Here is a 25,224-nt window from a genome sequence, read left to right on the forward strand (position 1 = left end):
ACTTGTTATGTCGCATTCGCGAACGTTCGAGCGGGATTAACCCGCCGAACCTAGATGCCCATCTTCTTTTTGGTGACTTTGGTCGGCATCGCTTCCAGCGGATTATCCGGCCAGTAGTGGCGGGGATAGCGCCCCTTCATCTCTTTCTTCACCTGCTCGTAAGAGCCAGCCCAAAAGGCGGCCAGATCGGCGGTGATCTGCAGCGGTCGCTGGGCGGGGGAGAGCAGCTCCACTACCAGCGGCACCCGGCCATCGGCCAAGCAGGGGGTCGAACCTTGCCCGAACATCTCCTGAATGCGTACCGGGATCACCGGTGTCTGCCCCGGCTGATAGCGGATCCGCACCCGGCTGCCGGTGGGTGCCGCAAAGTGGCTCGGCAGCGCCTCATCCAGCCGCTTGGGCAGTGGCCAGGGCAGGGATTGGCGCAGGATGTTGCTCATATCGAGCTTCTTCAGCTGCTCCAGCCGGGTCATGCCGCTCACCGCTGGCAGCAGCCACTGTTCCAGCGTGGCCAGCAGGCTCTCGTCATCCATCGCGGGCCACCCCTCATCGGGCAGCCAGTCGCGGGCGCAGCGCAGTCGGGCCAGCAACCCTTCGCTGCTCTCGTCCCACGGCAGCACATGCAGCCCCTTGCGGCGAATGCCTTGCAGCAGGCAGCACCCTTTCTGCTCGTCAGAGAGTTCGGTCAGCGGTCGCTGGCTCAGCACCAGCTCGCCGATCACCTGCTGGCGTTCGGCGCGCACCCGCTCTTCCCGTTCATCCCAGTCGAACCACTGCCGTTCGCTTACCAGTTCCGGCAGCAGGCGTACCAGCTCGTCCAGATCGACCGGTTCGGCGATAAAGATGCGGCTGCCGCGATCGTTCTGCCCCATCTCGATGGCGATGAGGGCGGCTTGTCCCTGACAGGGATGACCTTCTACCAGATCGCAGCTCACCCCACCACTGAGTTGATAGCGGCTGCCGCTGCGCAGCTTGCCGATGCGATCCGGCCAGGCGAGGGCGCAGAGCAGCCCCAGCCACTGACCCTGCGCATTGGCAGGGCGCACGCCAAGCCGCTCAAACCAGCGGGCTGCACTCTGACGCAGGGCCCCCAGGCGACGGTGGAACAGCACCGAGAGGCGCTCCGATCCTCGCAGATCTTCTTCCTGTAGCGCCACCAGATATGCGGCATCGGCGACAATCCCTGTCAGACCCTCGGCTTCCAGCTCGCGGGCGCGCAGCAGCATGCGGGCGAGGCGAGGGTGGGTACCGAAGGCGGCCATGGCGCGGCCAGCGGGAGTGAGTTGTTGCTCACCCTCCGGCTTCATGGCGCCAAGGGCCACCAGCAGCTGCCGGGCACTGGCCACCGCGGCGGCGGGGGGGATGTCGAGCAGCGGCAGATCTTCCACCTTTGCACCCCACTGGGCGGCATCCAGCAGCAGGCCGGTCAGCTCCTGGGTCAGGATATCTGGCGGGCTCTGTTCGGCGAGCCGCTCCTGCACCTCGCCGCTCCAGAGTCGGTAGCAGACACCGGGGCCCAGACGCCCGGCGCGACCCGCCCGCTGGGTGGCGGAGGATTTGGCTATCTGGCGAGTCTCCAGCCGGGTGATACCGCTTTTCAGATCAAAGGAAGCCCGTCGTTCCAGCCCGCTATCGATCACCACCGAAATCCCCTCGATGGTGAGGGAGGTCTCCGCCACATTGGTGGTGAGCACCAGCTTACGGCGGCCCGCAGGCGCCGGTTCGATGGCCGCCTGTTGCGCCGCCATATCGAGACGACCGTAGAGGGGGGCGAGGCGCACATCTTTCGGCAGTTTGTCTGCCAACCATTGCGTCAGCCGCTCGATCTCCCCCTGTCCCGGCAGAAAGACCAGCAGGCTGCCATCTTGATCGGCCAGCGCTTCGAGTACCACGGCACCGACCTGCGGCTCCAGCCACTGCTGGCGGTTGGCGGGGCGGTAGTGGTAGTCGATGGGGAAACCGCGCCCCTCGGAGCGAACCACAGGGGCATCCGGCAACAGGCGTTCCAGCGCCATGCCATCCAGGGTAGCGGACATCACCAAGAGCTTGAGGTCATCACGCAATCCCTGCTGGCTCTCGATGGCGAAGGCCAGCGCCGTATCGGCGTGCAGGCTGCGTTCGTGGAACTCATCGAAGATGACCAGTGAGACACCGGTGAGCTCGGGATCCTGCTGCAGCATCCGGGTCAGCACCCCTTCGGTGACGATCTCGAGCCGGGTCGCGGAGCTGGTGCGGCTCTCGCCGCGTACCCGCAGGCCGATGCGCTCGCCCACCTTCTCCCCCAGCTGACGCGCCAGAAAAGTGGCGATATTGCGCGCCGCCAGCCGCCTTGGCTCCAGCATGATGATGCGGCCGGATAGCCGGTGCTGGCGCACCAGCTCCAGCGGCAACAGGGTCGATTTGCCCGCGCCGGGGGGCGCCTGCAGGATAACGCTGGTGTGACGGTCGAGGGCGGCAAAGAGTTCGGGTAATACCGAAACGATGGGGAGCTGGGACAAAGCGATGAGCACCTTCTGTAGCAACCGGTAAAACGGCGCCTATTCTGCCACAGCCACCCGCGCCACCGTGAGTGGATGTGACGCGCAGGCCAATCGTGCTGGCAGACGGCGAGACATGGCCGGATGGCTGCCATAGAATGGGCCCATCCAATGCGCATGAACAAGGCATTATCACCACATGGCCAAACTCTTCTTTGCCCTGCCCGTCAAGGCGCTCGCTCCCGAGCTCATCGCCTGGCGCGACAAGCGCCCCTGGCCCGGTCAGTCGGTGCCGCAAGCCAACCTTCACCTGACCCTGGCCTTCCTCGGTGAAGCGGACGAGCTGACCACCCGCCGCTTGATGGCCGCCGTGGAGCGCCAGCACTGTCCACCGCTCTCCATCAGGCTGGATGAGACCGGCTGGTTCAGCCGGGCCAAGGCCGCTTGGATCGGCCCGAAAGCATGGCCCAACGATCTGAACGTGCTGGCCCGGGCGCTGCGCCGCCACGGCGAGAAGCTGCGCCTTGGCAATGGCGAGCAGGGCTATCACCCTCACGTTACCCTGTCGCGCAAGGCGGGTGAGGCGCCTGCCATCCTGCCTGCCCCAAATTTTCTGCTGCAGGCCGATGAGTTCTGCCTCTATCAATCCATCTCGACCCCGGACGGGGTACGCTACGAGCCGCTCGCCTGCTGGCCGCTGCGGGCCAGAGTCAAGGATGAGGGCGCTCGGGATGAGTGGGATAATGATCAAGCGTGGAGGGCCAACCCTTGATATTCGATCCACCGCTGCAATCCGGGCAGCTCATCGCCCGCTACAAGCGCTTTCTGACCGATGTTGAGTTGGCCAATGGCGAGGTGATCACCATCCACTGCGCCAACACTGGTGCCATGACCGGCTGCGCCGATCCGGGCACCCGGGTCTGGTACTCCACCTCCGATAACCCCAAGCGCAAGCTGCCCAACAGCTGGGAGATCGCCGAGAGCCCGGCGGGCCACTTTATCTGCGTCAACACGGCCCGCGCCAACCAGATCGCCCGCGAGCTGATCGAGCAGGAGGCCATCGCTCCGCTGGCGGGTTACAGCCGGTTGCGCACCGAGGTGAAGTATGGCGAAGAGAACAGTCGCATCGATCTGTTGCTGGAAGATGACGAGAAGGGCAATTGTTACATCGAGGTAAAATCAGTCACCCTGCTCGACGAGCGGGAGGAGGCTGGTATGGGCTACTTCCCCGATGCGGTCACCGCCCGTGGTGCCAAGCATTTGCGCGAGTTGATGGCGATGAAAGCTGCGGGCCACAGGGCTGTGCTGCTCTTTATGGTGTTGCACTCAGGAATAAGTCGGATGCGCCCTGCAACCCATATAGATCCGCACTATAGTCTGCTAATTGAGCAGGCAATCGCGGCGGGGGTTGAAATTTTATGCTACCGCCCCCATGTTGGGGTGCAAGGCATGGTGACCCAAGGGTTTATTCCGTTTGACTCTGGTCACCTGTTACCCGAGGGGAGTGCATAAATATTGGAGTGGGTAACATTATTGGTACGGCTCGTTTGCTTACCCGTTACCCTTCTGCTATAGATGTCGCCCTCAATTTATGGATGGCACGGGTAGCGTGCTGAATTAGGAGACAGGGCATGCCAACAGGCGAAAACAGGAAATCTCTGGGCCCCCTGGCCATTGCGGGTGTCGCGCCTTACCAGGAAAAGCCGGGTGAGGAGTACATGAATGACCAACAGAAGGCGCATTTTCGCAAGATCCTGGGTGCCTGGCGCAACCAACTGATGCAGGAAGTTGATCGTACCGTCGACCATATGAAAGACGAGGCTGCCAACTTCCCGGATCTCGTGGATCGTGCCGCGCAAGAAGAAGAGTTCGCTCTTGAACTGCGTACCCGCGACCGTGAACGCAAGCTGATCAAGAAGATCGAGAAGACCTTGCAGCTGCTGGAAGATGACGACTTCGGTTACTGCGAGCACTGCGGTATCGAGATCGGTATCCGCCGTCTGGAAGCCCGTCCGACCGCCGATCTCTGTGTCGATTGCAAGACACTGGCCGAGATCAAGGAAAAACAGATGGCCGGTTGATCCCGACCCTCTGGTATATGAAAAAGGGAGCTCGCGGGCTCCCTTTTTTATTGAGCTTTTGGCGGTCGCGCCCCAGAATGCAGCCTCAATGAATCGCTTACCCGAACAGCCATGCCAGTGAATCCCCTGTCTTCACCCCTTGCACGTCCCTATGTCGGCCGCTTTGCCCCCTCACCCTCAGGCCCGCTCCACTTCGGTTCGCTGATCGCCGCCCTTGGCAGTTTTTTGCAGGCCAGAGCGCAACAGGGACGCTGGCTGGTTCGCATCGAAGATATCGATCCGCCGCGGGAGATGGCGGGGGCGGCCGACCTGATCCTCAAAACCCTTGAGGCCTATGGTCTGGTGTGGGATGGGGAGGTGATGTTCCAGAGCGTGCGCCACGGCCGCTATGACGAAATCATCGACCAGCTCTATCGGGCCGGCGATCTCTACTGGTGCCGCTGTACCCGGCGCGAAATCATGGCGAGCGGTGGCTTTTACAACGGCCACTGCCGCACCTTGGGGCTGACGGCAGAGGGATCTGCCGCCCGCTTGCGCCAGCACCACCCGGTCTACCACTTCGATGATCGCTTGCAGGGCCATATCGCGGTGCCGGCGGCGCTCGCCGAGGAGGATTTTATTATCCGCCGCCGCGACGGGCTCTACGCCTATAACCTGGCGGTGGTGGTGGATGACATGGACTGCGGCATTACCGAGATAGTGCGCGGGGCCGATCTGCTGGAGCCCACGGTGCGCCAGATTGCCCTCTACCAGACCCTGGGGGCACCGGTGCCCGACTGGATGCATCTGCCTCTGGCGGTGCTGGCCGATGGCAACAAGCTATCCAAGCAGAACCATGCGCCGGCATTGGCGCAGGATGAGGTGCGCCCCGCCCTGTGGCAGGCGCTGCACTTCCTCGGTCAGTGCCCGCCCCCCGAGCTGATGGAAAGCAGGATCGACGAGATGATTGGCTGGGGCATCGCCCACTGGCAGCTTGAACGGGTGCCAGCCTGCCAGAAGATCCCGCTGGACCTTGAGTAAAGAGGGCTGGTTTTCGTGTAATAAGGGGTGAGCTGGTGCAGATAGCCCGCTATTTTTTGGCTCGGTTTGATTCAAATGAGCTGAAGTAGTCACATGGTTTTTCATTTGGTCAGGCGTAAGCTATGCGCAGGTAGACCGCTATTTTTTGGCTCGATTTGATTCAAATGAGCTGAAGTAGTCACATGGTTTTTCATTTGGTCAGGCGTAAGCTATGCGCAGGTAGCCCGCTATTTTTTGGCTCGGTTTGATTCAAATGAGCTGAAGTAGTCACATGGTTTTTCATTTGGTCAGGCGTGAGCTATGATAGGCCGCTATTTTTTTGGCCTCCCGTCAATTTGAAGTCATAACGAGGTGTACCATTTTTTCCCAGATCGCAAACTTTTGCCGCAAAGTGCTCGGCAAGGAAGACGGCGAGCAGTCGGTGGAGTCCCCCACTCCGGCCCGTGTCGCCGGGCAACGTCGTACCTTAAGCCGTGATCAGCACCCTATTTCGCGCAAAGAGATCAGCGAGAATGCACTCAAGGTGCTCTATCGCCTGAACAAAGGGGGCTATGAGGCCTACCTGGTCGGCGGCGGAGTCCGGGATCTGCTGCTCGGGAAGAGGCCCAAGGATTTCGACATCGCCACCGATGCGACGCCGGAGCAGATCAAGTCACTGTTCAGCAACTGCCGCCTGATCGGCCGCCGCTTCCGCCTGGCCCACATTGTCTTTGGTCGTGACGTGATCGAAGTGGCCACCTTCCGGGGTCACCACCATCAGGTCAATACCAGCAAACATGTGTCGGCCCAGTCTGATGAAGGCATGCTGCTGCGCGACAACGTCTACGGCACCATCGAAGAGGATGCCGAGCGCCGCGACTTCACCGTCAACGCCCTCTACTACAGCGCCAAAGATTTCACCCTGCACGATTTCGAAGGGGGTCTGGAAGATCTGGCCGAGCGCAAGCTGGAGCTGATCGGCGATCCCGAGACCCGCTACCGCGAAGACCCGGTGCGGATGCTGCGCGCCGTGCGCTTTGCCGCCAAGCTGGAGATGACCATCAGCCCGCGTACCGCCGCGCCCATTCAGGAGCTGGCGCCGCTGCTGCAGGATATTCCGGCGGCCCGCCTGTTTGAGGAGACCCTCAAGCTGTTCCTGGCTGGCGACGGTCTGGCGACCTACAAGCTGCTGCGCGAGTATGGTCTGTTCCAGCAGCTGTTCCCGCAAGTGGCGGCGCTGTTTACCCCGCACGGCAACTCGCCCTACGAGCAGTTTATCGAGCAGGCACTGATCGATACCGACACCCGCGTCCGCGAAGATAAGCGCGTCACTCCCGCCTTCCTCTATGCCACCCTGCTGTGGGGCTGCGTCGAGGCCCGTGGTCGGGTGCTGGAGAACGAGAGCGGCCTGCCCTGGTATGACGCCTTCATGCTGGCGATCAACGAGGTGCTGGACAATCAGGTGCGGATCATCGCCGTTCCCCGCCGTTTCACCACCGATGTCCGCGACATCTGGGCACTGCAACAGCGCCTGACCCGTCGTCAGGGTCGTCACCCCGAGCGCGCCATGGAACATCCCAAGTTCCGCGCGGCATTCGATTTCCTGTTGCTGCGCAACCGGGTCGAACGTGGCCTTGGCGAGCTGGCGAGCTGGTGGGAGCGCTATGTCGCCTCCAACCCGGATGTGCGCCCGCAACTGCAGCGTGAAGCGACTCGCCGCCCGGCAAGTGGTGAGCGAGCCCCGGCCGGTGAGGCCCGTAGCAACGATAGCGAGAAGCGCAGCAGCAACAGCCGCAACCGTCGTCGCCCCCGCCGTCGCAAGCCGAAAACCGCCGAGTAACGCTCGCCGTGATGACCGAGGTCTTCGTCGCCATTGGTTCCAACCTGTCTGACCCCTTGGGTCAGGCTGGTCGCGCCGTTGCCGCGCTGGCAATGTTGCCGGAATCCGTGTTGATGCAGGCCTCGTCCTTTTACAGCAGCCGCCCCATGGGCCCTGCAGACCAACCGGACTACGTCAATGCCGTGGTCCGGCTCAATACCCGGCTCGCGCCCCTTGCGCTGCTGGATAAATTACAAAAAATCGAGCTGGAACAGGGACGTGTGCGCAAGGATGAGCGGTGGGGGCCGAGAACGCTTGATCTCGATCTGCTGCTCTATGGGGATCAGGTGATCAACCATGAGCGCCTCATCGTACCCCACTACGGCATGAAGGAGCGAGAGTTCGTACTGCTGCCCCTCGCCGAAATCGCGCCTGCTCTGGTGCTGCCCTGCGGCACCCCGCTCGCCCTACTGGTTGCCCACTGCCCGCACAATGATTTGGCCATCATTGCCCCGCGTGCAGACGTACAGGAGCCTCTATGAGCAAGATCACCACCGCCAACCTGCTGAAGATGAAGCAGGAGGGTCAAAAGTTCACCGCCATCACCGCCTATGACGCCACCTTTGCCAAGCTGTTCGACGACGAGGGGGCCCACGTGCTGCTCATCGGCGACTCGCTGGGTATGGTGCTGCAAGGGGGTCAGGATACCCTGGCGGTCAACATGGATGAGATGGTCTATCACACCCGCTGTGTGGCGCGCGGTGCCAGCAAGGCGCTGGTGGTCGCCGACATGCCCTTCATGAGCTACGCCACCCCGGAACAGACTTACCAGAACGCCGCTCGCCTGATGGCCGCCGGTGCCCGCATGGTGAAGATGGAAGGGGGCGACTGGCTGTGTGACTCCATCCGCCACCTCACCCGCAACGGGGTGCCGGTGTGTGGTCACCTCGGCCTCACCCCGCAATCTGTCCATGTCTTTGGTGGCTTCAAGGTGCAGGGGCGCGACGAGTTTCAGGCCCAGGAGATCTACCGTCAGGCCCTCGAACTGCAAGCGGCCGGTATCCAGCTGCTGGTGCTCGAGTGTGTGCCCACTGCGCTGGCCGAGCGCATCACCAAGGCGCTACGCATTCCGGTGATCGGTATCGGTGCCGGCCCCGCGACCGATGGCCAGATCCTGGTGATGCACGACGCCTTTGGTGTCACCTCGGGCTATGTACCCAAGTTCACCAAGAACTTCCTGGCCGAGACCGGCGATGTGCGTGCCGCCATCCGCCTCTATGTCCAGCAGGTGAGCGAGGGAAGCTTCCCCGGCCCCGAGCACAGCTTCAACTGATCTAGACTGCCATACGACGGGGGCTGCGGCCCCCGTCTCTCCTTGTCAGCCTCGCATATTTAACCCGTCTCTCTTTTTGATTTATCGGAAGGTGAACTGCTGATGTTGGTTGTAAATAATCCCGTCGCTCTGCGTGAGCAGATCAGCCAATGGCGCCGTGAAGGGCGTGCCATCGCATTCGTGCCCACCATGGGCAACCTGCATCAGGGCCATCTGTCCCTGGTGAAAGAGGCGCACAGCCACGCCGAGAAAGTGGTGGTCAGCATCTTCGTCAACCCGATGCAGTTCGACAAGGCCGAGGATCTTGCCAACTACCCGCGCACTCTGGAGCAGGATTGCGCTGCGCTGGAAGCGGCCGGCGTCGACATGGTGTTCACCCCGACCCCGGAGATCATGTATCCCAACGGGCTGGCGAGCCAGACCTTCGTCGAGGTGCCGGGCCTCTCCGGTCTGCTGGAAGGGGCACTGCGACCCGGACACTTCCGTGGGGTCAGCACCGTGGTCACCAAGTTGTTCAATCTGGTTCAGCCGGATGTGGCCTGCTTTGGCCAGAAGGATTACCAGCAGCTTGCGCTTATTCGCAAGATGGTGGCCGACATGGCGATGCCCATCGAGATCGTCGGCGTGCCTACCGTGCGGGCCGAAGACGGGTTGGCGCTCTCTTCACGCAACGGCTACCTGACTGCCGCCGAGCGGGCCATTGCCCCCGAGCTGGCGCGCACCATGAACTGGATCGCCGAGCAGATTGAAGCGGGTGACCACCACCTGCCATCCTTGGTGGCGCAGGCCAGTCAGCGTCTCGGCAACGCCGGTTTTCGTACTGATGCCATCGACATCGTCGATGCTGCCTCCCTCGAATCTGCCACTGACGAGAGCGTGCAGCTGGTGATCCTGATGGCGGCTTATCTCGGCAAGGCCCGTTTGATCGACAACTGCGTCGTGTCGCTTCAGCCAGCCTGAATCAGCCACAACAAGGAGTATTTCATGTCCAAGAAGGTATATTGCATTGCCCAGTTCCAGCCCAAGCCGGGCCAGGAGCAAGCCCTGTTTCAGGTGTTGCAGGCCCTTGAGCCCAATACCCTGCGCGAAGATGGCTGCCAGCAATACATAGTCACCCGCCACATCCCCAGCCCGTTTGCCGAAGGGGAGAGCTTCCCCATCGTTTTCAACGAGATCTGGCGTGACATGGCCAGCTTCGAAGCACATTGCCAGCGCGCGGAAATCAAAGCCTTCTTCGAGCGTTACTGCCTGGCCGATGATGGTCTGGCCGCCAAGTGGAATGTCTGCGTCTACAGTGATGAGCCGGCGGAGTACGACGCCCCCAAGCTCTGATCTGAATGGCACTGACCATAAGAGAGAAGCCCGCAGTAGCGGGCTTCTCTCTTATCTGCGGTGCAGCCTTTTTGGCGGTGTAGTGGTTGAGCCCATACTTGGCGAAGCCGCAGTAGAACACCAGGGGACGGACGTCTCCTCACCCGGCAGTCTCAGGGACTGCTCCGGCGTAGCGCTTCCCTCGACGAGCAATTCCCGATTGGGCCGCAATCTGTTTGACTGGCACCGGGCCACTCTTTTCCGTATTTGCAAAACCTCATGGCCATAAAAAAGGCGCCCTGAATGGCGCCCTTGGCTGGATGGCATGGCTCAGTGGCGCAGCCCGGTGCCGCGAGAGATGAGCCACCAGGCGACACCGTAGAGTGCCAGGATAAAGCCGATGATGATGAGGTAGGCGGTGCCGAGCGGCACGTCGGAGATGCCGAGGAAGCCGTAACGGAACGCGTTCACCATATAGATGATGGGATTCACCTGAGAGGCCGCCTGCCAGACGGGAGGTAGCAGGCTGATGGAGTAGAAGACCCCGCCCAGATAGGTGAGCGGCGTCAGCACGAAGGTGGGGATGATGCTGATGTCGTCGAAGGTCTTGGCAAACACCGCGTTGATGAGGCCCCCCAGCGAGAAGAGGATCGCGGTGAGCAGTACGGTGAAGCAGACGCTGAACAGATGGTGGATCTGCAGCGGCACGAAGAACAGCGACACCAGGGTGACGATAAGGCCGACACAGAGGCCGCGCGCCACGCCACCGCCCACGTAACCGGCGATGATGACGTAGTTGGGCACCGGCGCAACCAGCATCTCCTCGATATTGCGCTGGAACTTGGCGCTGAAGAAGGAGGAGGCGACGTTGGAGTAGGAGTTGGTGATCACCGACATCATGATGAGGCCGGGCACGATGAACTCCATGTAGGTGAAGCCGCCCATGTCACCGATGCGCGAACCGATCAGGTTGCCGAAGATGACGAAGTAGAGGCTCATGGTGATGGCCGGTGGCACCAGGGTCTGGATCCAGATCCGGGTGAAGCGGCTCACCTCCTTGGCCAAAATGCTCTTGAAGGCAATGTAATAGATGGCCAGATTCATGCTTTTCTCCCCTCTTCGACCAGATTGACGAACAGCTCTTCCAGCCGGTTGGCCTTGTTGCGCATACTTAGCACCTGCACCTGCTGGTTCGACAGCTGTTCGAACAGGCTGTTGAGTGACTGACTCTTGTCGAGATCCACCTCGAGGGTACGTTCATCCTGCATGCGGCCGTTGAACTCTGGCACCTCAGGTACGGCAGAACCTGGCGCAAGGTCGAGCAGGAAGGTCTCGCGACCCAGCTTGCCCAGCAGATTCTTCATGCTGGTGTTCTCGATCAGACGACCCTTATCGATGATGCCGATGTTGCGGCAGAGCATCTCGGCCTCTTCCAGATAGTGGGTGGTGAGAATAATGGTGACACCCTGCTCGTTGAGATCCTTGAGGAAGGTCCACATGGAGCGACGGATCTCGATATCGACCCCGGCGGTCGGTTCATCGAGGATCAGCAGTTTGGGCTCGTGCATCAGGGCGCGGGCGATCATCAGGCGGCGCTTCATGCCGCCGGAGAGGGTGCGGGCAGGCATGTCGCGCTTCTCCCACAGATCGAGCTGGCGCAGGTACTTCTCGGCGCGGATTTTCGCTTCCGCCTTGGGCACGCCGTAGAAACCGGCCTGATGGGTGACAATCTGGATCACCTTCTCGAACTGGCTGAAGTTGAACTCCTGCGGCACCAGCCCGAGCTGGGCCTTGGCCTGTTCCAGATCGCTGTCGATGTCGTAGCCAAACACCTTCACCTTGCCGGCGCTTTTGTTCACCAGCGAGCTGATGACACCGATGGTAGTGGATTTGCCGGCTCCGTTCGGGCCGAGCAGGGCGAAGAAATCGCCCTGCCTGACGGTAAGATCGATGCCTTTAAGGGCTTCAACGCCCCCCTGATAGGTCTTTTTCAGGCCGCTGATTTCCAGTGCGTTCATTGCAACCTCTGTGGTGGTTGAATCCGGCTCGATACAGAAAAGGCGGCCAAGGCCGCCTGCACAGAGTAAAGGGCACCAGGCCACTTCATCCGTGGTATTTCTGAACCGGGCTTACTCCTGGGGTACCACTTTGCCGATAAACGGCAGGTTGCGGTACTTCTGGGCGTAGTCGATGCCACAGCCGACCACGAATTCGTCCGGGATGGCGAAGCCAATCCAGTCAACCGGCACCTGCACTTCGCGGCGGGAGGGTTTGTCCAGCAGGGTGCAGATGGCCAGGGATTTCGGCTCGCGCAGGGAGAGGATCTCGCGCACCTTGTTGAGGGTGTAACCGGTGTCGATGATGTCTTCGACGATCACCACATCCTTGCCCTTGATGTCGTCGTCCAGGTCTTTGAGGATGCGCACGTCACGGGTGCTGTGCATGCCGGAGCCGTAGCTGGAGGCGGTCATGAAGTCCAGGGTGATGGGCAGCTGGCACTGGCGGCAGAGGTCGGCCAGGAAGATGCAGGACCCGCGCAACAGCGCAATCATCACGACTTCGTCAGAACCCTGATAGCGGGCGGTGATCTCTTCACCCAATTTGGCGATCCGGGTGGCGACTTCAGCCTCGGAGATCATCACCTCGACGGTGTGTTTCATCACTTACTCCCATAAGGCCAAAGGGGATTTGGCCGTTCATGAATATCAAAACCGATGATTCTACCACTCATGTCGAAGGGTGCTAGAGATACGTGGTGCTTTTATCGGCTTATTTTAATTGATAGAGTTAGCAGGCACTCAGGCATGATTAGTTAAAATACTATAAACACCATAATCAATAACTATTAGTTGATAAAAACTATGGAACCACGCGCAGAAATAAGACGTCGTACCCGGCTGTCGCCGGAAGCTCGTCGCTCCCAATTGATGGAATGTGCCATCGAGGTGTTCTCTCGCCGCGGCATTGGCCGTGCCGGTCACGCCGAGATAGCCGAACAGGCCAAGGTCTCTGTGGCTACCGTCTTCAACTATTTCAACACCCGCGAGGAGTTGGTTGATGAGGTACTGGCCGAGATCGAACGCGTTGTGAACCAGATGCTGTCGCAGGCATACGGTGACCAGGGCTCCATTTTCGACAAGATCCAGCGTCATGTACGCCTCTCGGTCGATGCCGCCTACGATCAACCGGATTATGCCGGTATCTGGCTGGAGTGGAGTTCATCGGTTCGGGAAGAGGTATGGCCCCGCTATACCCGGCTGCTCGATCAGTCTCTTGAGCTGATCGCCAGCGAGCTGCAAACCGCCATGGATGCAGGGGAGATCAGCAGCGTGCTGTCAGCACAGGATCTGGCCCGCTCTTTGACCGGTTTTGGCTATGTGATGATGCAGATGATCAATCAACCCCAGCGCCCGGCGCGCGAAGAGGTGACTGATTTCCTGTTCAAGTACGTGACGGCGCCAATTCAGGCTCGCTAACACGGCTTAACGAAAAACGGCGTCACTCATTGAGTGGCGCCGTTTTTTTATGGACGGATATGGTGGTCAGCTCAGCCGTGGCCATAGCCCCAGCGGCTGGTCAGTTCATGTTCGACACCGAGATGATCGAGGATGCGGGCCACCATAAAGTCCACCAGATCCGCGATGCTGTTCGGCTCATGATAGAAACCGGGGGCGGCAGGCATGATGGTTACCCCGAGCCGCGCCAGTTTCAGCATGTTTTCCAGATGGATCGCCGAGAAGGGGGTTTCGCGGGGCACCAGAATCAGCTGGCCACGCTCCTTGATCACCACATCCGCCGCCCGCTCCAGCAGGTTGTCGGAGGTGCCGTTGGCAATGGCTGAGACGGTGCCCATGGAGCAGGGGCAGACCACCATCTGTTTGGGCGCGGCCGAGCCCGAAGCCACCGGGGAGAACCACTCCTCCTTGCCGCAGGCGACGATCTGCCCCTCCTTGGCGCCATATTGGCGACAGAGGTAGGCAGAGAGCTCTTTTGGCGAGCCCGGCCAATCCTGCTGCTGCTCGGTCTTGAGCACCACTCGTGCTGCCGAGGAGGCGAGCAAGTAGACCCGATAGTCCGCCTGCACCAAGCATTCCAGCAGGCGCAGGGCATAGGGGGCGCCGGAGGCGCCGGTCAGCGCCAAAGTGATCGCTTTGTTCATAGTTCGCCGTGATAATCCTTGAGGCGGGCGATCAGCTTGTCATGAATGCCGCCGAAGCCGCCGTTGCTCATGATCAGAATATGGTCGTCATCGCGACTCTCGGCCACCAGCCGGTTGATCAGGGTCTCCAGATCATTGAACACCTTGGCGGGTCGGGTCATATGGGCCGTCACCTCGCCGAGATCCCAGCCGATGTTGGGGGGTTGGAAGAAGAACACCTCGTCGGCGCCATCGAAGCAGCCGGCCAGCTCCTCCTTGTGTACCCCCAGCTTCATGGTATTGGATCGGGGCTCCAGCACCGCCAGGATGCGTGACCCGCCGACCTTGGCGCGCAGGCCGCCGAGGGTGGTCTCGATGGCGGTGGGGTGGTGGGCAAAGTCGTCATAGACGCTGATGCCAGCCACCTCGCCCTTGAGCTCCATCCGCCGCTTGGGGGATTTGAATTGGCAGAGGGCGGCGATGCCATGCTCCACCATGACACCGGCATGGCGGGCGGCCGCGATGGCCATCAGGCCGTTGTTGACGTTGTGCTCGCCGATGCACTCCCAGTGCACCTCGCCCTGTTTTTCGCCATCCAGCCACACCTCGAAGGCGGAGCCGTCATCGGCCAGCTTGACGGCCTTCCATTTGGCGTCGTCCTGACCCACCAGCTCCACTTCGCTCCAGCAACCCATCTTGCGCACGGCGGTGAGGTTGTCATCGGCCTGCGGGAACAGCACCCGCCCGTTGCTCGGCACGGTGCGCATCAGGTGGTGGAACTGGCGTTGGATGGCGGCGAGATCGGGGAAGATATCCGCGTGGTCAAACTCCAGGTTGTTCATCACCAGGGTGCGCGGATGGTAGTGAACGAACTTGGAGCGTTTGTCGAAGAAGGCGCAGTCATACTCGTCCGCCTCGATGACGAAGAAGGGGGCAGAGCCCAAGCGGGCCGAGACCGGGAAGTTGCCCGGCACGCCGCCGATCAGGAAACCGGGCTCCAGCTTGGCGTACTCCAGCACCCAGGCAAGCATGCTGGCGGTGGTGGTCTTGCCATGGGTGCCAGCAACGGCCAGTACCCAGCGATCCTGCAACACATGCTCCAGCAGCCACTGGGGGCCGGAGATATAGGGCAGATTGCGGTCCAGCACATATTCAACACAGGGGTTGCCGCGGCTCATGGCGTTGCCGATCACCACCAGATCCGGCGCCGGATCGAGTTGGGAGGGGTCATAGCCTTCGATCAGTTCGATGCCCTGTTGCTCGAGCTGGGAACTCATGGGGGGATAGACATTGGCATCGGAGCCTGTGACGCGATAACCGAGCTGTTTTGCCAACACCGCCAGACCACCCATAAAGGTGCCGCAGATCCCGAGGATGTGAATATGCATACCGCTTCCTTTCGCAGTAAAGGGAAGTGCGCATTCTAGGGGGTGTTGTGGTGGTGGCACAAGCCGCACTCATGGCAAGAGGCTCACAGATGCGGCACCGGAAGCAGAAATCTTGGCGCTGTTGGGGTATGCGAGATTGGAATGGATTTGCGGGCTTTATTTGGCGATGGGCATAGTGATGCTGCTAAGTGCACTGGTGATCAACCAGCTGGGTCACCGATTGCCGGTGGCGCGACCCAGCCCGACCCTGATGGTGGCTGATGCGCTGCGGGTGACCCAGATCAGCGGTATTTCGACCAAGGACTCTTCCGGTGACAGCTTCCCCGGCGATCACGCTCTGTTCCTGATGATCTTCGCCGGTTTTGCCCTGCGCTATCTGCCGCGCTGGGCGGGTGTCACTGCCTTGCTGATGGTGCCGATCTTTTCAGCGCCGCGCATTCTGGCTGGTGCCCACTGGTTTACCGATGTCTATGTCGGCGCGCTGGGGCTGGCGACCCTCTGTCTGCCATGGTTGCTGCTGACCCCGCTGGCGAATCGGCTGATAGACCGCATCGTCCCCCGATTGGCCCGTGTGCCGCTGCTGCGCAGTCAGACCCACTGATTGAACGTCGCAAAATAAAACGCCCCGACATGAAAATGTCGGGGCGTTTTGTTATCAACCCGCTAGATCATCAGCCTTGATAGCCGTTCGGGTTGTTGCTTTGCCAGCGCCAGGTATCGACCATCATCTGCTCCAGACCGCGCTCTGCCTGCCAGCCCAGCTCGGCACGGGCCAGCGTCGGCTCTGCCCAGCACTCGGCGATGTCGCCCGGGCGACGGGGTTTGATCTGGTAGGGAATGGGTCGGCCGCTGGCCGCTTCAAACGCCTTGACCATCTCCAGTACCGAGTAGCCCTGACCTGTGCCCAGGTTGTAGGTGAAGATGCCGGTGTCGCTCTTGATACGCGCCAGTGCTTTCAGGTGGCCGATGGCCAGATCCACCACATGGATGTAGTCGCGCACGCCGGTGCCATCCGGGGTCGGGTAGTCGTTGCCAAATACCCCCAGCTCCTTGAGCTTGCCGACACCCACCTGGCTGATATAGGGCAGCAGGTTGTTGGGGATGCCGTTGGGATCTTCACCAATCAGGCCGCTCTCGTGGGCGCCGACCGGGTTGAAGTAGCGCAGCAGTACGATGGCCCAGCGGGGATCGGATTTGGCGAGATCACGGAGGATCTCCTCCACCATCAGCTTGGAGCGGCCGTAGGGGTTGGTGGCGCTGGTGGGGAAATCTTCCCGCAGCGGCACCGAAGCGGGATCGCCATAGACGGTGGCCGAGGAGCTGAATACCAGGCGGAAGACCCCGGCCTTGGCCATCTCTTCGCACAGCACCAGAGTGCCGCTGATATTGTTCTGGTAGTAGGTGAGCGGGATCTGGCTCGACTCCCCGACCGCCTTGAGCCCGGCGAAGTGAATGACCGATTCGATCTGGTGGTTGGCAAACAGCTGCTGCAGGCAGGCTCTGTCCAACACATCCCCTTCGATGAAGGTGACCGGCTGGCCGGTGATCTGCTCGACCCGCTTGAGGGACTCCGGTGAGGCGTTGGAGAGGTTGTCGAGCACCACGACCTGCTGCCCGGCGCTAAGCAGCTCGACCAGGGTGTGGGAGCCGATATAGCCGGCGCCCCCTGTGACCAGTATTGTCATTGTCTATCCCGTGTTCTGGTGAAACTGGGGGCAGAGTCTACCCGTCCTGCACGCTCTGGAAAAGGTTGAGATGCCAATGAAACCTTTTCTATGCCTCAATAATCGAGACTGATATCTCCCCTGGCGGTGCAGGAGCAGGCCAGGGCCACGCCGTTCTCCAGCTCCTGTGCACTCAAGGTCATGACGCTCTGGCGTTCGATCTCACCCGTTGTGGTGCAGCGACAAGCACCACACACGCCGGCGCGGCAGGCGGCCATCATGGTTTCACCCGCCCCTTCCAACGCCGCCAGCAGGGTCTGACCCGGCAGGATTTTCACCTTTTTGCTGCTCTTTTTCAGGGTCAGCCAGAAGTGATCGCCACTGGTGGGTTCAGGTTCGCCCGCAGGCAGCCCAAAGGACTCCTGATGGAGCTGACTGACGGGCAGGCCCAGATCCATCAGCATGGCGCTGACCGCCGCCATATAGGGCGCGGGGCCGCAGAGATAGACATGGCGTTCGCGCAGATCTGGGGCCAGTTCGGCCAGCATGGCGGTGCTGAGGCGGCCCAGCCAGGGATGGGTGGCAGGCCCTTGCTCCATGACGAATGCATGACGCACGCCGGGATGGCTCTTGGCCAGTTGCGTCAGCTCGTCTGCGAAGATCAGATCCTGTGGCGATCGGGCGCTATGGATAAAGCGAATATCGGCATCTGGCCGCTTGGCGAGCTCGTCCCGCAGCATTGCCCACATGGGGGTGATGCCGGATCCGGCGCTCAGCAATAACGGTCGCTGGCAGGGCAGGGCGGTCAGATTGAAATCGCCGAACGGGCCATCGGCCCGAATGTCGTCCCCCACCTGCAAGGTCTGGTGCAGATGGTGGGAGACCAGTCCGACATCCTTGATGGTGACTTGCCAGCACGCATCTTGCGGGCTGGAGGAGAGGGTATAGGCGCGGCACGCCGGCTGGCCGTCGATCTCGGTATGCAGGGTGATGCACTGGCCGGCCAGCACGGGGGGGAGGCTGCCTGCAACTGGCTCCAGCTGCCAGCTTACTACGTCTTGGGTGTTCTGTTGGCGGCCAATGCAGGTGAGCGTGAGAGAGGTCATCACAAGGCTCCTTAGGTTTGAAACGGTTCGAAAAACGTCTGGTGAAAAAGCCGGATCCAGAAAAAAGGCGAGCCGGGCGGCTCGCCAAACGCTTACAACATGAAGTGCCGATCAGGCCGCCAGGATCTCGGCCAGATCTGCCTCGGCCGTGGTGGTCCCTTTCAGGCCAAACTGCTCCTCCAGCACCTTGAGCAAGGCCGGGGTGAGGAAGGCGGGGGCGGTCGGGCCGGTACGAATGTCCTTCACCCCGAGGGAGAGCAGGGTGAGCAGAATGACGATGGCTTTTTGCTCGAACCAGGAGAGTACCAGTGTCAGCGGCAGATCGTTGACCCCGCACTCGAACGCCTCGGAGAGCGCCAGTGCCAGCTGGATGGCGGAGTAGGCATCGTTGCACTGACCCACGTCCAGCAGGCGCGGAATGCCGCCGATGTCGCCAAAGTCGAGCTTGTTAAACTTGTACTTGCCGCAGCCCAGGGTGAGCAGCAGGCTGTCTTGTGGGGCAGCTTTGGCGAACTCGGTGAAGTAGGCGCGTTCGGCCCTGTCGCCATCACAGCCGCCGACCAGGAAGAAGTGGTTGATCTCCCCTGCTTTGACCTTCTCAATCACGGCCGGGGCCGCCTGCATCAGCGCGTTGCGGGCAAAGCCGATGGTGATGAAGTGTTCTAGCTCGGTGTGCTTGAAGCCATCGAGAGCCAGCGCCTTGGCGATCACGGCGGAGAAATCATCCCCCTCCAGATGAGTGACGCCCGGCCAGCCGACGATGGAGCGGGTGAAGATGCGGTCGCTGTAGTTGCCCACATTGGGGTCGATGATGCAGTTGGAGGTCATCACTACGGCGCCCGGGAAGTTGGCAAACTCCTTCTGCTGGTTCTGCCAGGCAGAACCATAGTTGCCCACCAGATGGGGGTACTGCTTGAAGAAGGGGTAGGCCAACGCGGGCAACATCTCGCCATGGGTGTAGACGTTGATGCCTGTCCCCTTGGTCTGCTCCAGAATGAGCTTGAGATCCACCATGTCGTGGCCGGAGACCAGAATGCACTTGCCCGGGATCGGGGTGACGCGCACCTGGGTCGGTTCCGGATGGCCGAAGGCGCTGGTTTCACCCAGATCCAGCATCTCCATGATTTTGAAGTTGAGCTGACCGATCTCCATGGCGCAGTTGAACAGCCGATCCGTTTCGCTCGGGTCTGTGCTGAGCCAGCTCATGATGCGGTGGAATTCGGCGGCCACCTCGTCACTCTGCTGATCCAGCACCCGAGCGTGCTCCATATAGGCGGCGGCACCCTTGAGGCCATAGAGGCAGAGCAGGCGCAGCCCCATGATGTCTTCGTTCACCTCACTCTTGCCCCGATTGGGAGCGGTCGGGGTGGCATGGGCAAGCTGCTCCAGCAGCTCGGAACCGGGCGCGAAGCTGGCGGATGCTGGCAAATCGTTCACCTGTACCGCCATGGCCGCCAGACGGTCGGCCAGTTGCTGGCGATAGGCAAGGGCCTGGTTGACGTAGGCCACGATGCGGGCGGAGTCGAAGTTGACGTTGGTGAGGGTGGCGAAGAAGGCCTTGGGCACGAAGGCATCGATCTCGCGGTCGGTGATGCCTTGCTCGCGGGCGGCCAGCGCCCAGGCGCTGAGCCCCTGCAGGGTGTAGATCAGCACATCCTGCAGATCCGAGGTTTCCGCCGTCTTGCCGCACATACCTTGCGCATAGGCGCAGCCATTGCCTGCGGGGGTACGAATTGTCTGTTCACATTGCACACAAAACATCATGCCTCTCCCAATTGGACATTTCAGTTGTCTGTTTTGTGGCGATTCTATTCCCCTCGCGAAAAACTTAATAGACATTCAATTTGCCAATTATGTTTTTCTTGATGTAGATCAAAAACAAAAAAGCCGCCCAAACAGGGCGGCAAGAGGGGGATAGTAAGGAGAGACAACTTGGGTTTACAACAAGGGTTGACTACAAAGGGTTACTACAAAGTGTCAAAACAAGGGCTTGCCACAAAACTCGCGTCTACAGAGGGTCAGGCCAGATAGGCGCGCAGCATCCAGACCAGTTTTTCCTGCTGCTGCACATAATCGGAGAGGATGGAGGCGGTGCCTTCATCACCGGCTTCGGCGGCCTGGCCCAGAATGCGGCGCTGGGCGACCAGCAGTTCGCGGAAGCTCTCCAGCAGGGATTCGATACAGGTGCGGCCATCGTGCAGACCTTTCTGCTCGGGGATGGCAGAGACTTTCAGGTAGTCGCTGAAGCTGTGCATCGGCACCCCGTCCAGGGTCAGGATCCGCTCGGCCAGCGCATCGACTTTCAGCAGCAGGTCGTTGTAAATCTCTTCAAATTTCAGGTGCAGTTCGAAGAACTGATTGCCACGGATATTCCAGTGGAAGCCGCGCACGTTCATGTAGAGGATCTGGTAGCTGGCCAGCAATGTGTTCAACTCGGCTGCCAGGGCTTGTGATTGAGCAGTATCAAGACCAATCGGGCTTTTCATCATTCACCTCCAGATTTGGAAATCGGTTTGAAATTCTCTTTCGGAACGCAGCCAGAGTAACGCTTTGCAAAATGCAGGGACAATTGCTTGTACCTAACTGTTTGATAGCTAAGCGCCATCAAACAGTACGAAGCAACGGGGGCAATGGATGAGGATTAGGGGAAGTATTTTTCGAGCAGCGCCATCAGGATGGCCTGACACTCGCGGTCCGGTTCGCCATCGACCTTGCTGGCACGAAAGTGGAGCTGAAAGGCGCGCATCACGGCGCGGCTCTGCTCATCCCACTGGCCGGTTTGGGGCAGACCGTAACCATAGCGGGCCAGCTGTTGCTGCCAGATGGCTGCAGCCCAGTCTGGCAAGGGGCTGGCCAGTAGCTCGGCTACCCGATCTTCATCTGGCCAGGCGCCAACCCCGTACGTCAGATAGAGTTGGCGCCAGGGGAAGTGGGGGCCGGGATCCTGCTTGCGCTCGGGGGCGACATCGCTGTGGCCCAGTACCTGGGTCGGTGGAATCTGGTAGCGGGCGACCAGCTCCCGGCTGAGGGCGCCGACGGCGGCAATCTGCTGCGGGGTATAGGGTTGCCAACGGCGGGCATCGGGGGCCAGCGGCTCATCTTCCGCTGGATAGCCGAGGTTGACGATCTCGATGCCCAGCGAGCTGGCATTGAGCCCGGCATATTGGTGCCAGCGGCTGCGTCCCGCGTGCCAGGCGCGCGCGCTGTCCGGCACCAGCTGATAGACGGTGAGCGGTGTCTCGTGGCTATCGCGGGGGAGCAGGTAGTGGGCGCTCACCTTGTGCTCCGGCTCGGTCAGCAGGCGCAGGGAGTTGGCGTCATCTTCATCTGTGTAGTGGAGGATCAGAAAGGCGATCCGCTCGTTCTGGCTGGCGCTGTGATAGCGGGTCGAGAGCTGGTATTCGGCCGGGGTGCAGCCGCCCAGCAGCAGGGCGAAGAGGGGAGGCAAACAGCGCCAGCGCCATCCCCCTGCGACAGCCAGTCTGCTGAGCGTGGAAGGAGTGAGTCGCTGGCACATGTCGAAGGCTCTGCTCGGTCAGTCGCGGTACTTGGCAGTGAGGCCGATCAGGAAGTTGCGCAGGATCTGATCCCCGCAATCCTGATAGTGCTTGTGATCCTTGGAACGGAACAGGGCACTGAGCTCGGACTTGGAGAGGTTGAAGTCGGCGAGCTTGAGGGTGCCGAGCATATCCTCTTCCTTGTAGTTGAGGCCGATGCGCAGCTTGCGCAGGATCATGTTGTTGTTGATCCGGTTCGGGATCACCTGGGCCGGAGCATCTTCGCGCACGCCACGGCGGGCGATGATGAAGCCGTCGAGGAACTGGCTCAGGGCCGAGTCGGGACAGGCCACATAGCCTGCCTCTTGCTCTTCCCCTTCCGCCGCCTCTTTCATCAACCAGCTGTGCAGCTGGGCGTGAGTGACCGTCAGGTTGCCCTTGGCAAACATCTCGACCATCTGATCGTTGCTGATGGTGAGGGCGTAGCGCAGACGGCGCAGAATATCGTTGTTGGTCATGCTGACTCCTGTGTAAACGGCGCAACTTTACCATCTGGCGGCCCTCGCGTCAGAAAAAGCGGGGGCCGGTACAGTTCAGGCCAAGCTCATCAAGCCTTGCCGAGATAGCGGGGCGACTCCTGGCGCACCAGTTCCAGCGCATCTTGCAGCTCCAGCAGTTCGGGTTCCAGCTCGCTCACCGGCACGCCGTCACGCAGCTGTTGCTCCAGCTGGGAGAGCAGCCGTTGCAGTCCCGGCACCCCGGAATAGGCACAGCCACCGTTGAGGCGATGGAGCTGGGCCAGCACTTCGCTATCTTCAATTTCGCCAGCCAGCGCGCTATCCAGCACAGGTTCCACTTCGTCGAAACTGGCCAGCAGCATGGTCAGCATCTCTTTGGCGAGATCCTCTTTGCCCGCCGCCTGACGCACCGCCAGGGCCCAGTCGATCTGCTGGGCGCCGTTATTCTGGTGGCGGCGTTGGGCAAAGTCGGTGATGAGCTGGGCCAGCATGCTTTCGTCGATGGGCTTGGCCAGATAGTCGTCCATCCCCTGCCGGATCAGCCGCTCCCGTTCGCCGGGAATGGCGTGGGCGGTCACCGCCACGATCGGGGTGGTGGTGTTGAGGGACTGGTTGCGGATCGCCTGGGTGGCGCTGATACCATCCATGATCGGCATCTGGATATCCATGAAGATGATGTCGAACGGCTGGCTCTGTGCCTGCTTGACCGCCTCCTTGCCGTTTTTGCACACCACCACCTGACTCACCATCTCCTTGAGCATGGCGGCGATCAGCTTGAGGTTGGCGGCGTTGTCGTCCACCGCCAGCACCTTGATCGGCTGCAACTGGCGCGGCGCAGGCTGGGCGGGCAGCTTCTGGCGGCTCGATTCCGGCGATAGCAGGGCGTGCAGCAGCTTGCGGTGGTTGACCGGTTTGGAGAGACAGTGCTGGGCGCCATGGGCCAGCATCGCTTCATAGAGCGCCGGCTCGTGGCTGCTGAGCAGCACTATGGTGTTCTGCTGCTGGCCGTTCAGTCTGTCGAGACGGCCGAGCACCTGCTGCGGCGTATGCAGGGTGCTGCTGCCGATGATCACCATCTCCTGCTCGCTCATCTCGGGCCAGGGGGTATCGCTGGTCAGGGGCTGCACGTCGAGCTGCCACTCTGTCAGCAGGGCGAGCAGAGAGGCTTGGGCGAAGGGATCCGGCTCCAGTAGCCAGAGCCGCTTGCCACGGATCCGATCCAGCGGCAGTTGATCGGTCTGGGGCAGGGGCGAGACCTCCACATCCAGACTGAACGAGAAGAGCGAGCCCTTGCCGAGTTCCGATTCAAAGCGGATCTGGCCGCCCATCTGCTGCACCAGCTTCTGGGTGATGACCAGGCCCAGGCCCGTGCCGCCATAACGGCGGGAGATGGAGGAGTCGGCCTGATTGAAGGCTTGAAACAGCTGGCGTTGCTGCTCCTCCGAGATGCCGATGCCGGTATCGAGGATCTGGACGTTGAGCCTCACCTTGTGGTTGCCGCTGCCGATCTGTTCGATATGGACATCCACGTTGCCCTGCTCGGTGAACTTGATGGCATTGCCGATGAGGTTGGTCAGCACCTGTTGTAGACGCATGGGGTCGCCGGTGAGGGTGTCCGGTACGTCGGCATCGACCCGCAGGGAGAGCTCCAGCTGCTTATCGTGGGCGCTGGGACCGAGCAGGTGCATGGTCTCGTTGAGGGTGTCGCGCAGGCTGAACGGGATATGCTCCAACTGTAGCTTACCCGCTTCCAGCTTGGAGAAGTCGAGGATGTCGTTGATGATGCCAAGCAGGTTACGCGCCGACTTCTCGATGGTCTGCATGTAGTCGGTCTGGCTCGGGGTCAGGCTGGTTTTCAGCAGTTGACGGGTAAAACCGATGACGCCGTTGAGCGGGGTGCGCAGCTCGTGGGACATGTTGGCCAGAAACTCGGATTTGACCCTTGCCGCCTCTTGCGCCCGCTTCTTGGCCATGTCGAGTTCGACGTTCTGGATCTCGATCTGCTCCAGGGTTTCGCGCAAGTCAGAGGTGGCCTGATCGATATTCTGCTGCATCTCTTCGTGATATTCAGAGAGCGCCTTGGCCATGGCGTTGATGCCGTTTTTCAGCATATCCAGCTCGCCGGTGAGCTGACCGCTGACCCGGGTATCGAGCCGCCCTTCCCTGATCTTGTGCACCGCCTGCACCATGTTGGTGATGGGCTGGGTCACGCTCTTGACCAGACGGAAGCCAAACAGGGTACTGAAGGCGACCCCGATGAGCACCATGATCACCGCAAAGAAGGTGTCGCGGTACTGCAGCAGCATGGCCCGATCGGTCGCCATCTGCATCGAGATGTAACCGATCATCGGTGGCTCTACATCGCTGGGCAGCGGGAAGCCATCAAGACTCGTTTCGGCCTGGATCGGGGTGCGCAAAATAATGTCGTCCCCCTGAAACGTCACGCTGGTCAAATCCGGAATAGGCTCGCCATCGGGCAGCCTGAGTCGGGTGAAATCCCGGTGGTAGTTCGAGGTGACGAACAGCTGGTTGTCTTGGGTGAAAACCGCGATGGACTTGATGAAGGGAGAGTTTTTACGATGGGTCAGGCCAATCAGCCGCTTGAGGGATTCGCGGCTGTGCTGGGTCATGCCATATTCACTGGCGATCGCCAGCGGCTCTATGATGTTGATCCCCTGGTCGATCAAGTTATTTTCCAACTGCTGGTAGCGATGGAAGGTGAAGTAACCGGCCATCAGGCTACCGATGATCAGGGTCGGCAGGATGGTAAAGGCGAGTACACGCGCCCGAAGGCCGTATTTGGTCATGCGGTTGATCCCCCGATGTGCAGGGTTGGCAATAGAGTAAAGGGCAAGGCGGCGCGGGCCCGCAGACCGTGTTTGGTCATACTATT

At 60.9% G+C, this 25,224-nt stretch carries 23 protein-coding genes and 1 pseudogene; 11 read left to right on the forward strand and 13 right to left on the reverse strand.

Features of this window, described 5'->3' with window-relative positions:
• Positions 1-50: 50 nt before the first annotated feature.
• Positions 51-2,498 carry an ATP-dependent helicase HrpB gene (hrpB, locus tag BN1125_RS04610; protein ID WP_042010951.1) on the reverse strand — a complete coding sequence of 816 codons (2,448 nt, stop codon included), beginning with the start codon at positions 2,496-2,498 and terminating at the stop codon, positions 51-53.
• Positions 2,499-2,676: 178 nt separating this feature from the next.
• Here hrpB and thpR point away from each other — a divergent pair, with 178 nt between their 5' ends.
• From thpR to BN1125_RS04655, 9 genes are all read left to right on the forward strand, one after another.
• On the forward strand, positions 2,677-3,249 hold the full coding sequence (thpR, locus tag BN1125_RS04615; protein ID WP_042010952.1) for an RNA 2',3'-cyclic phosphodiesterase: 573 nt from the start codon (positions 2,677-2,679) through the stop codon (positions 3,247-3,249).
• A complete protein-coding gene (gene sfsA / locus BN1125_RS04620) occupies positions 3,246-3,989 on the forward strand; it encodes a DNA/RNA nuclease SfsA (RefSeq protein WP_042010984.1) in 744 nt (247 codons plus the stop codon). Before thpR ends, sfsA begins: the two co-directional genes overlap by 4 nt.
• A 119-nt stretch (positions 3,990-4,108) precedes the next feature.
• The gene (gene dksA / locus BN1125_RS04625) at positions 4,109-4,558 is read left to right on the forward strand and encodes an RNA polymerase-binding protein DksA (RefSeq protein ID WP_042010953.1); all 450 of its coding nucleotides are present in this window, start codon (positions 4,109-4,111) and stop codon (positions 4,556-4,558) included.
• A 111-nt stretch (positions 4,559-4,669) separates the two neighbouring features.
• Complete coding sequence (gene gluQRS / locus BN1125_RS04630; protein ID WP_042010954.1) at positions 4,670-5,578, forward strand: tRNA glutamyl-Q(34) synthetase GluQRS; 909 nt, start codon at positions 4,670-4,672, stop codon at positions 5,576-5,578.
• A 319-nt stretch (positions 5,579-5,897) separates the two neighbouring features.
• The gene (gene pcnB, locus BN1125_RS04635; RefSeq protein ID WP_042010955.1) at positions 5,898-7,397 is read left to right on the forward strand and encodes a polynucleotide adenylyltransferase PcnB; all 1,500 of its coding nucleotides are present in this window, start codon (positions 5,898-5,900) and stop codon (positions 7,395-7,397) included.
• Positions 7,398-7,408: 11 nt separating this feature from the next.
• Entirely contained in the window at positions 7,409-7,918 is a 510-nt protein-coding gene (folK, locus tag BN1125_RS04640) for a 2-amino-4-hydroxy-6-hydroxymethyldihydropteridine diphosphokinase (RefSeq protein WP_042010956.1), read from the forward strand.
• Positions 7,915-8,709 carry a 3-methyl-2-oxobutanoate hydroxymethyltransferase gene (gene panB / locus BN1125_RS04645; protein ID WP_042010957.1) on the forward strand — a complete coding sequence of 265 codons (795 nt, stop codon included), beginning with the start codon at positions 7,915-7,917 and terminating at the stop codon, positions 8,707-8,709. The genes folK and panB overlap by 4 nt, the downstream gene beginning before the upstream one ends.
• A gap of 102 nt (positions 8,710-8,811) precedes the next feature.
• Positions 8,812-9,669 carry a pantoate--beta-alanine ligase gene (gene panC / locus BN1125_RS04650; RefSeq protein ID WP_042010958.1) on the forward strand — a complete coding sequence of 286 codons (858 nt, stop codon included), beginning with the start codon at positions 8,812-8,814 and terminating at the stop codon, positions 9,667-9,669.
• Positions 9,670-9,693: 24 nt separating this feature from the next.
• Positions 9,694-10,041 (forward strand): putative quinol monooxygenase, encoded by a 348-nt coding sequence (locus BN1125_RS04655; RefSeq protein ID WP_042010959.1) that lies wholly within the window; start codon positions 9,694-9,696, stop codon positions 10,039-10,041.
• 309 nt (positions 10,042-10,350) lie between these two features.
• Here BN1125_RS04655 and BN1125_RS04660 read toward each other — a convergent pair whose 3' ends face one another.
• From BN1125_RS04660 to hpt, 3 genes are all read right to left on the reverse strand, one after another.
• A complete protein-coding gene (locus BN1125_RS04660) occupies positions 10,351-11,124 on the reverse strand; it encodes an ABC transporter permease (protein WP_042010960.1) in 774 nt (257 codons plus the stop codon).
• Complete coding sequence (locus BN1125_RS04665) at positions 11,121-12,038, reverse strand: ABC transporter ATP-binding protein (protein ID WP_042010961.1); 918 nt, start codon at positions 12,036-12,038, stop codon at positions 11,121-11,123. The genes BN1125_RS04660 and BN1125_RS04665 overlap by 4 nt, the downstream gene beginning before the upstream one ends.
• Positions 12,039-12,149: 111 nt before the next feature.
• Complete coding sequence (gene hpt, locus BN1125_RS04670; protein ID WP_042010962.1) at positions 12,150-12,680, reverse strand: hypoxanthine phosphoribosyltransferase; 531 nt, start codon at positions 12,678-12,680, stop codon at positions 12,150-12,152.
• A 201-nt stretch (positions 12,681-12,881) separates the two neighbouring features.
• Between hpt and BN1125_RS04675 the strand changes: the two genes are divergently transcribed.
• Positions 12,882-13,496, forward strand: a complete 615-nt coding sequence (locus BN1125_RS04675; RefSeq protein WP_042010963.1) for a TetR/AcrR family transcriptional regulator — start codon at positions 12,882-12,884, stop codon at positions 13,494-13,496.
• A gap of 71 nt (positions 13,497-13,567) precedes the next feature.
• Here the strand turns inward: BN1125_RS04675 and BN1125_RS04680 are convergent, their stop codons facing one another.
• Positions 13,568-14,179: a flavin prenyltransferase UbiX gene (locus BN1125_RS04680; RefSeq protein ID WP_042010964.1), complete on the reverse strand. Its 612-nt coding sequence runs from the start codon at positions 14,177-14,179 to the stop codon at positions 13,568-13,570.
• Positions 14,176-15,546 carry a UDP-N-acetylmuramate:L-alanyl-gamma-D-glutamyl-meso-diaminopimelate ligase gene (mpl, locus tag BN1125_RS04685; RefSeq protein WP_042010965.1) on the reverse strand — a complete coding sequence of 457 codons (1,371 nt, stop codon included), beginning with the start codon at positions 15,544-15,546 and terminating at the stop codon, positions 14,176-14,178. Before mpl ends, BN1125_RS04680 begins: the two co-directional genes overlap by 4 nt.
• Before the next feature lie 160 nt (positions 15,547-15,706).
• Between mpl and BN1125_RS04690 the strand changes: the two are divergent.
• Positions 15,707-16,147: pseudogene (locus BN1125_RS04690) on the forward strand (phosphatase PAP2 family protein); the annotation flags it as partial.
• 70 nt (positions 16,148-16,217) lie between these two features.
• Here BN1125_RS04690 and galE read toward each other — a convergent pair.
• From galE to barA, 7 genes are all read right to left on the reverse strand, one after another.
• Entirely contained in the window at positions 16,218-17,231 is a 1,014-nt protein-coding gene (galE, locus tag BN1125_RS04695) for a UDP-glucose 4-epimerase GalE (protein WP_042010967.1), read from the reverse strand.
• A 95-nt stretch (positions 17,232-17,326) separates the two neighbouring features.
• Complete coding sequence (locus BN1125_RS04700; protein WP_042010968.1) at positions 17,327-18,316, reverse strand: FAD-binding oxidoreductase; 990 nt, start codon at positions 18,314-18,316, stop codon at positions 17,327-17,329.
• 111 nt (positions 18,317-18,427) lie between these two features.
• Positions 18,428-20,077, reverse strand: a complete 1,650-nt coding sequence (gene hcp, locus BN1125_RS04705; protein WP_042010969.1) for a hydroxylamine reductase — start codon at positions 20,075-20,077, stop codon at positions 18,428-18,430.
• 257 nt (positions 20,078-20,334) lie between these two features.
• Positions 20,335-20,802, reverse strand: a complete 468-nt coding sequence (locus BN1125_RS04710; RefSeq protein WP_042010970.1) for a Dps family protein — start codon at positions 20,800-20,802, stop codon at positions 20,335-20,337.
• A 155-nt stretch (positions 20,803-20,957) separates the two neighbouring features.
• A complete protein-coding gene (locus tag BN1125_RS04715) occupies positions 20,958-21,833 on the reverse strand; it encodes an N-acetylmuramoyl-L-alanine amidase (protein ID WP_042010971.1) in 876 nt (291 codons plus the stop codon).
• A gap of 18 nt (positions 21,834-21,851) precedes the next feature.
• Positions 21,852-22,331, reverse strand: coding sequence for a YehS family protein (locus BN1125_RS04720; RefSeq protein WP_042010972.1), 480 nt, complete (start codon positions 22,329-22,331; stop codon positions 21,852-21,854).
• Positions 22,332-22,420: 89 nt separating this feature from the next.
• Positions 22,421-25,138, reverse strand: coding sequence for a two-component sensor histidine kinase BarA (gene barA, locus BN1125_RS04725; protein WP_042010973.1), 2,718 nt, complete (start codon positions 25,136-25,138; stop codon positions 22,421-22,423).
• Between the last annotated feature and the right edge of the window lie 86 nt (positions 25,139-25,224).

The organism is Aeromonas fluvialis, assembly GCF_000819885.1.
GTDB classification, from domain to species: domain Bacteria; phylum Pseudomonadota; class Gammaproteobacteria; order Enterobacterales; family Aeromonadaceae; genus Aeromonas; species Aeromonas fluvialis.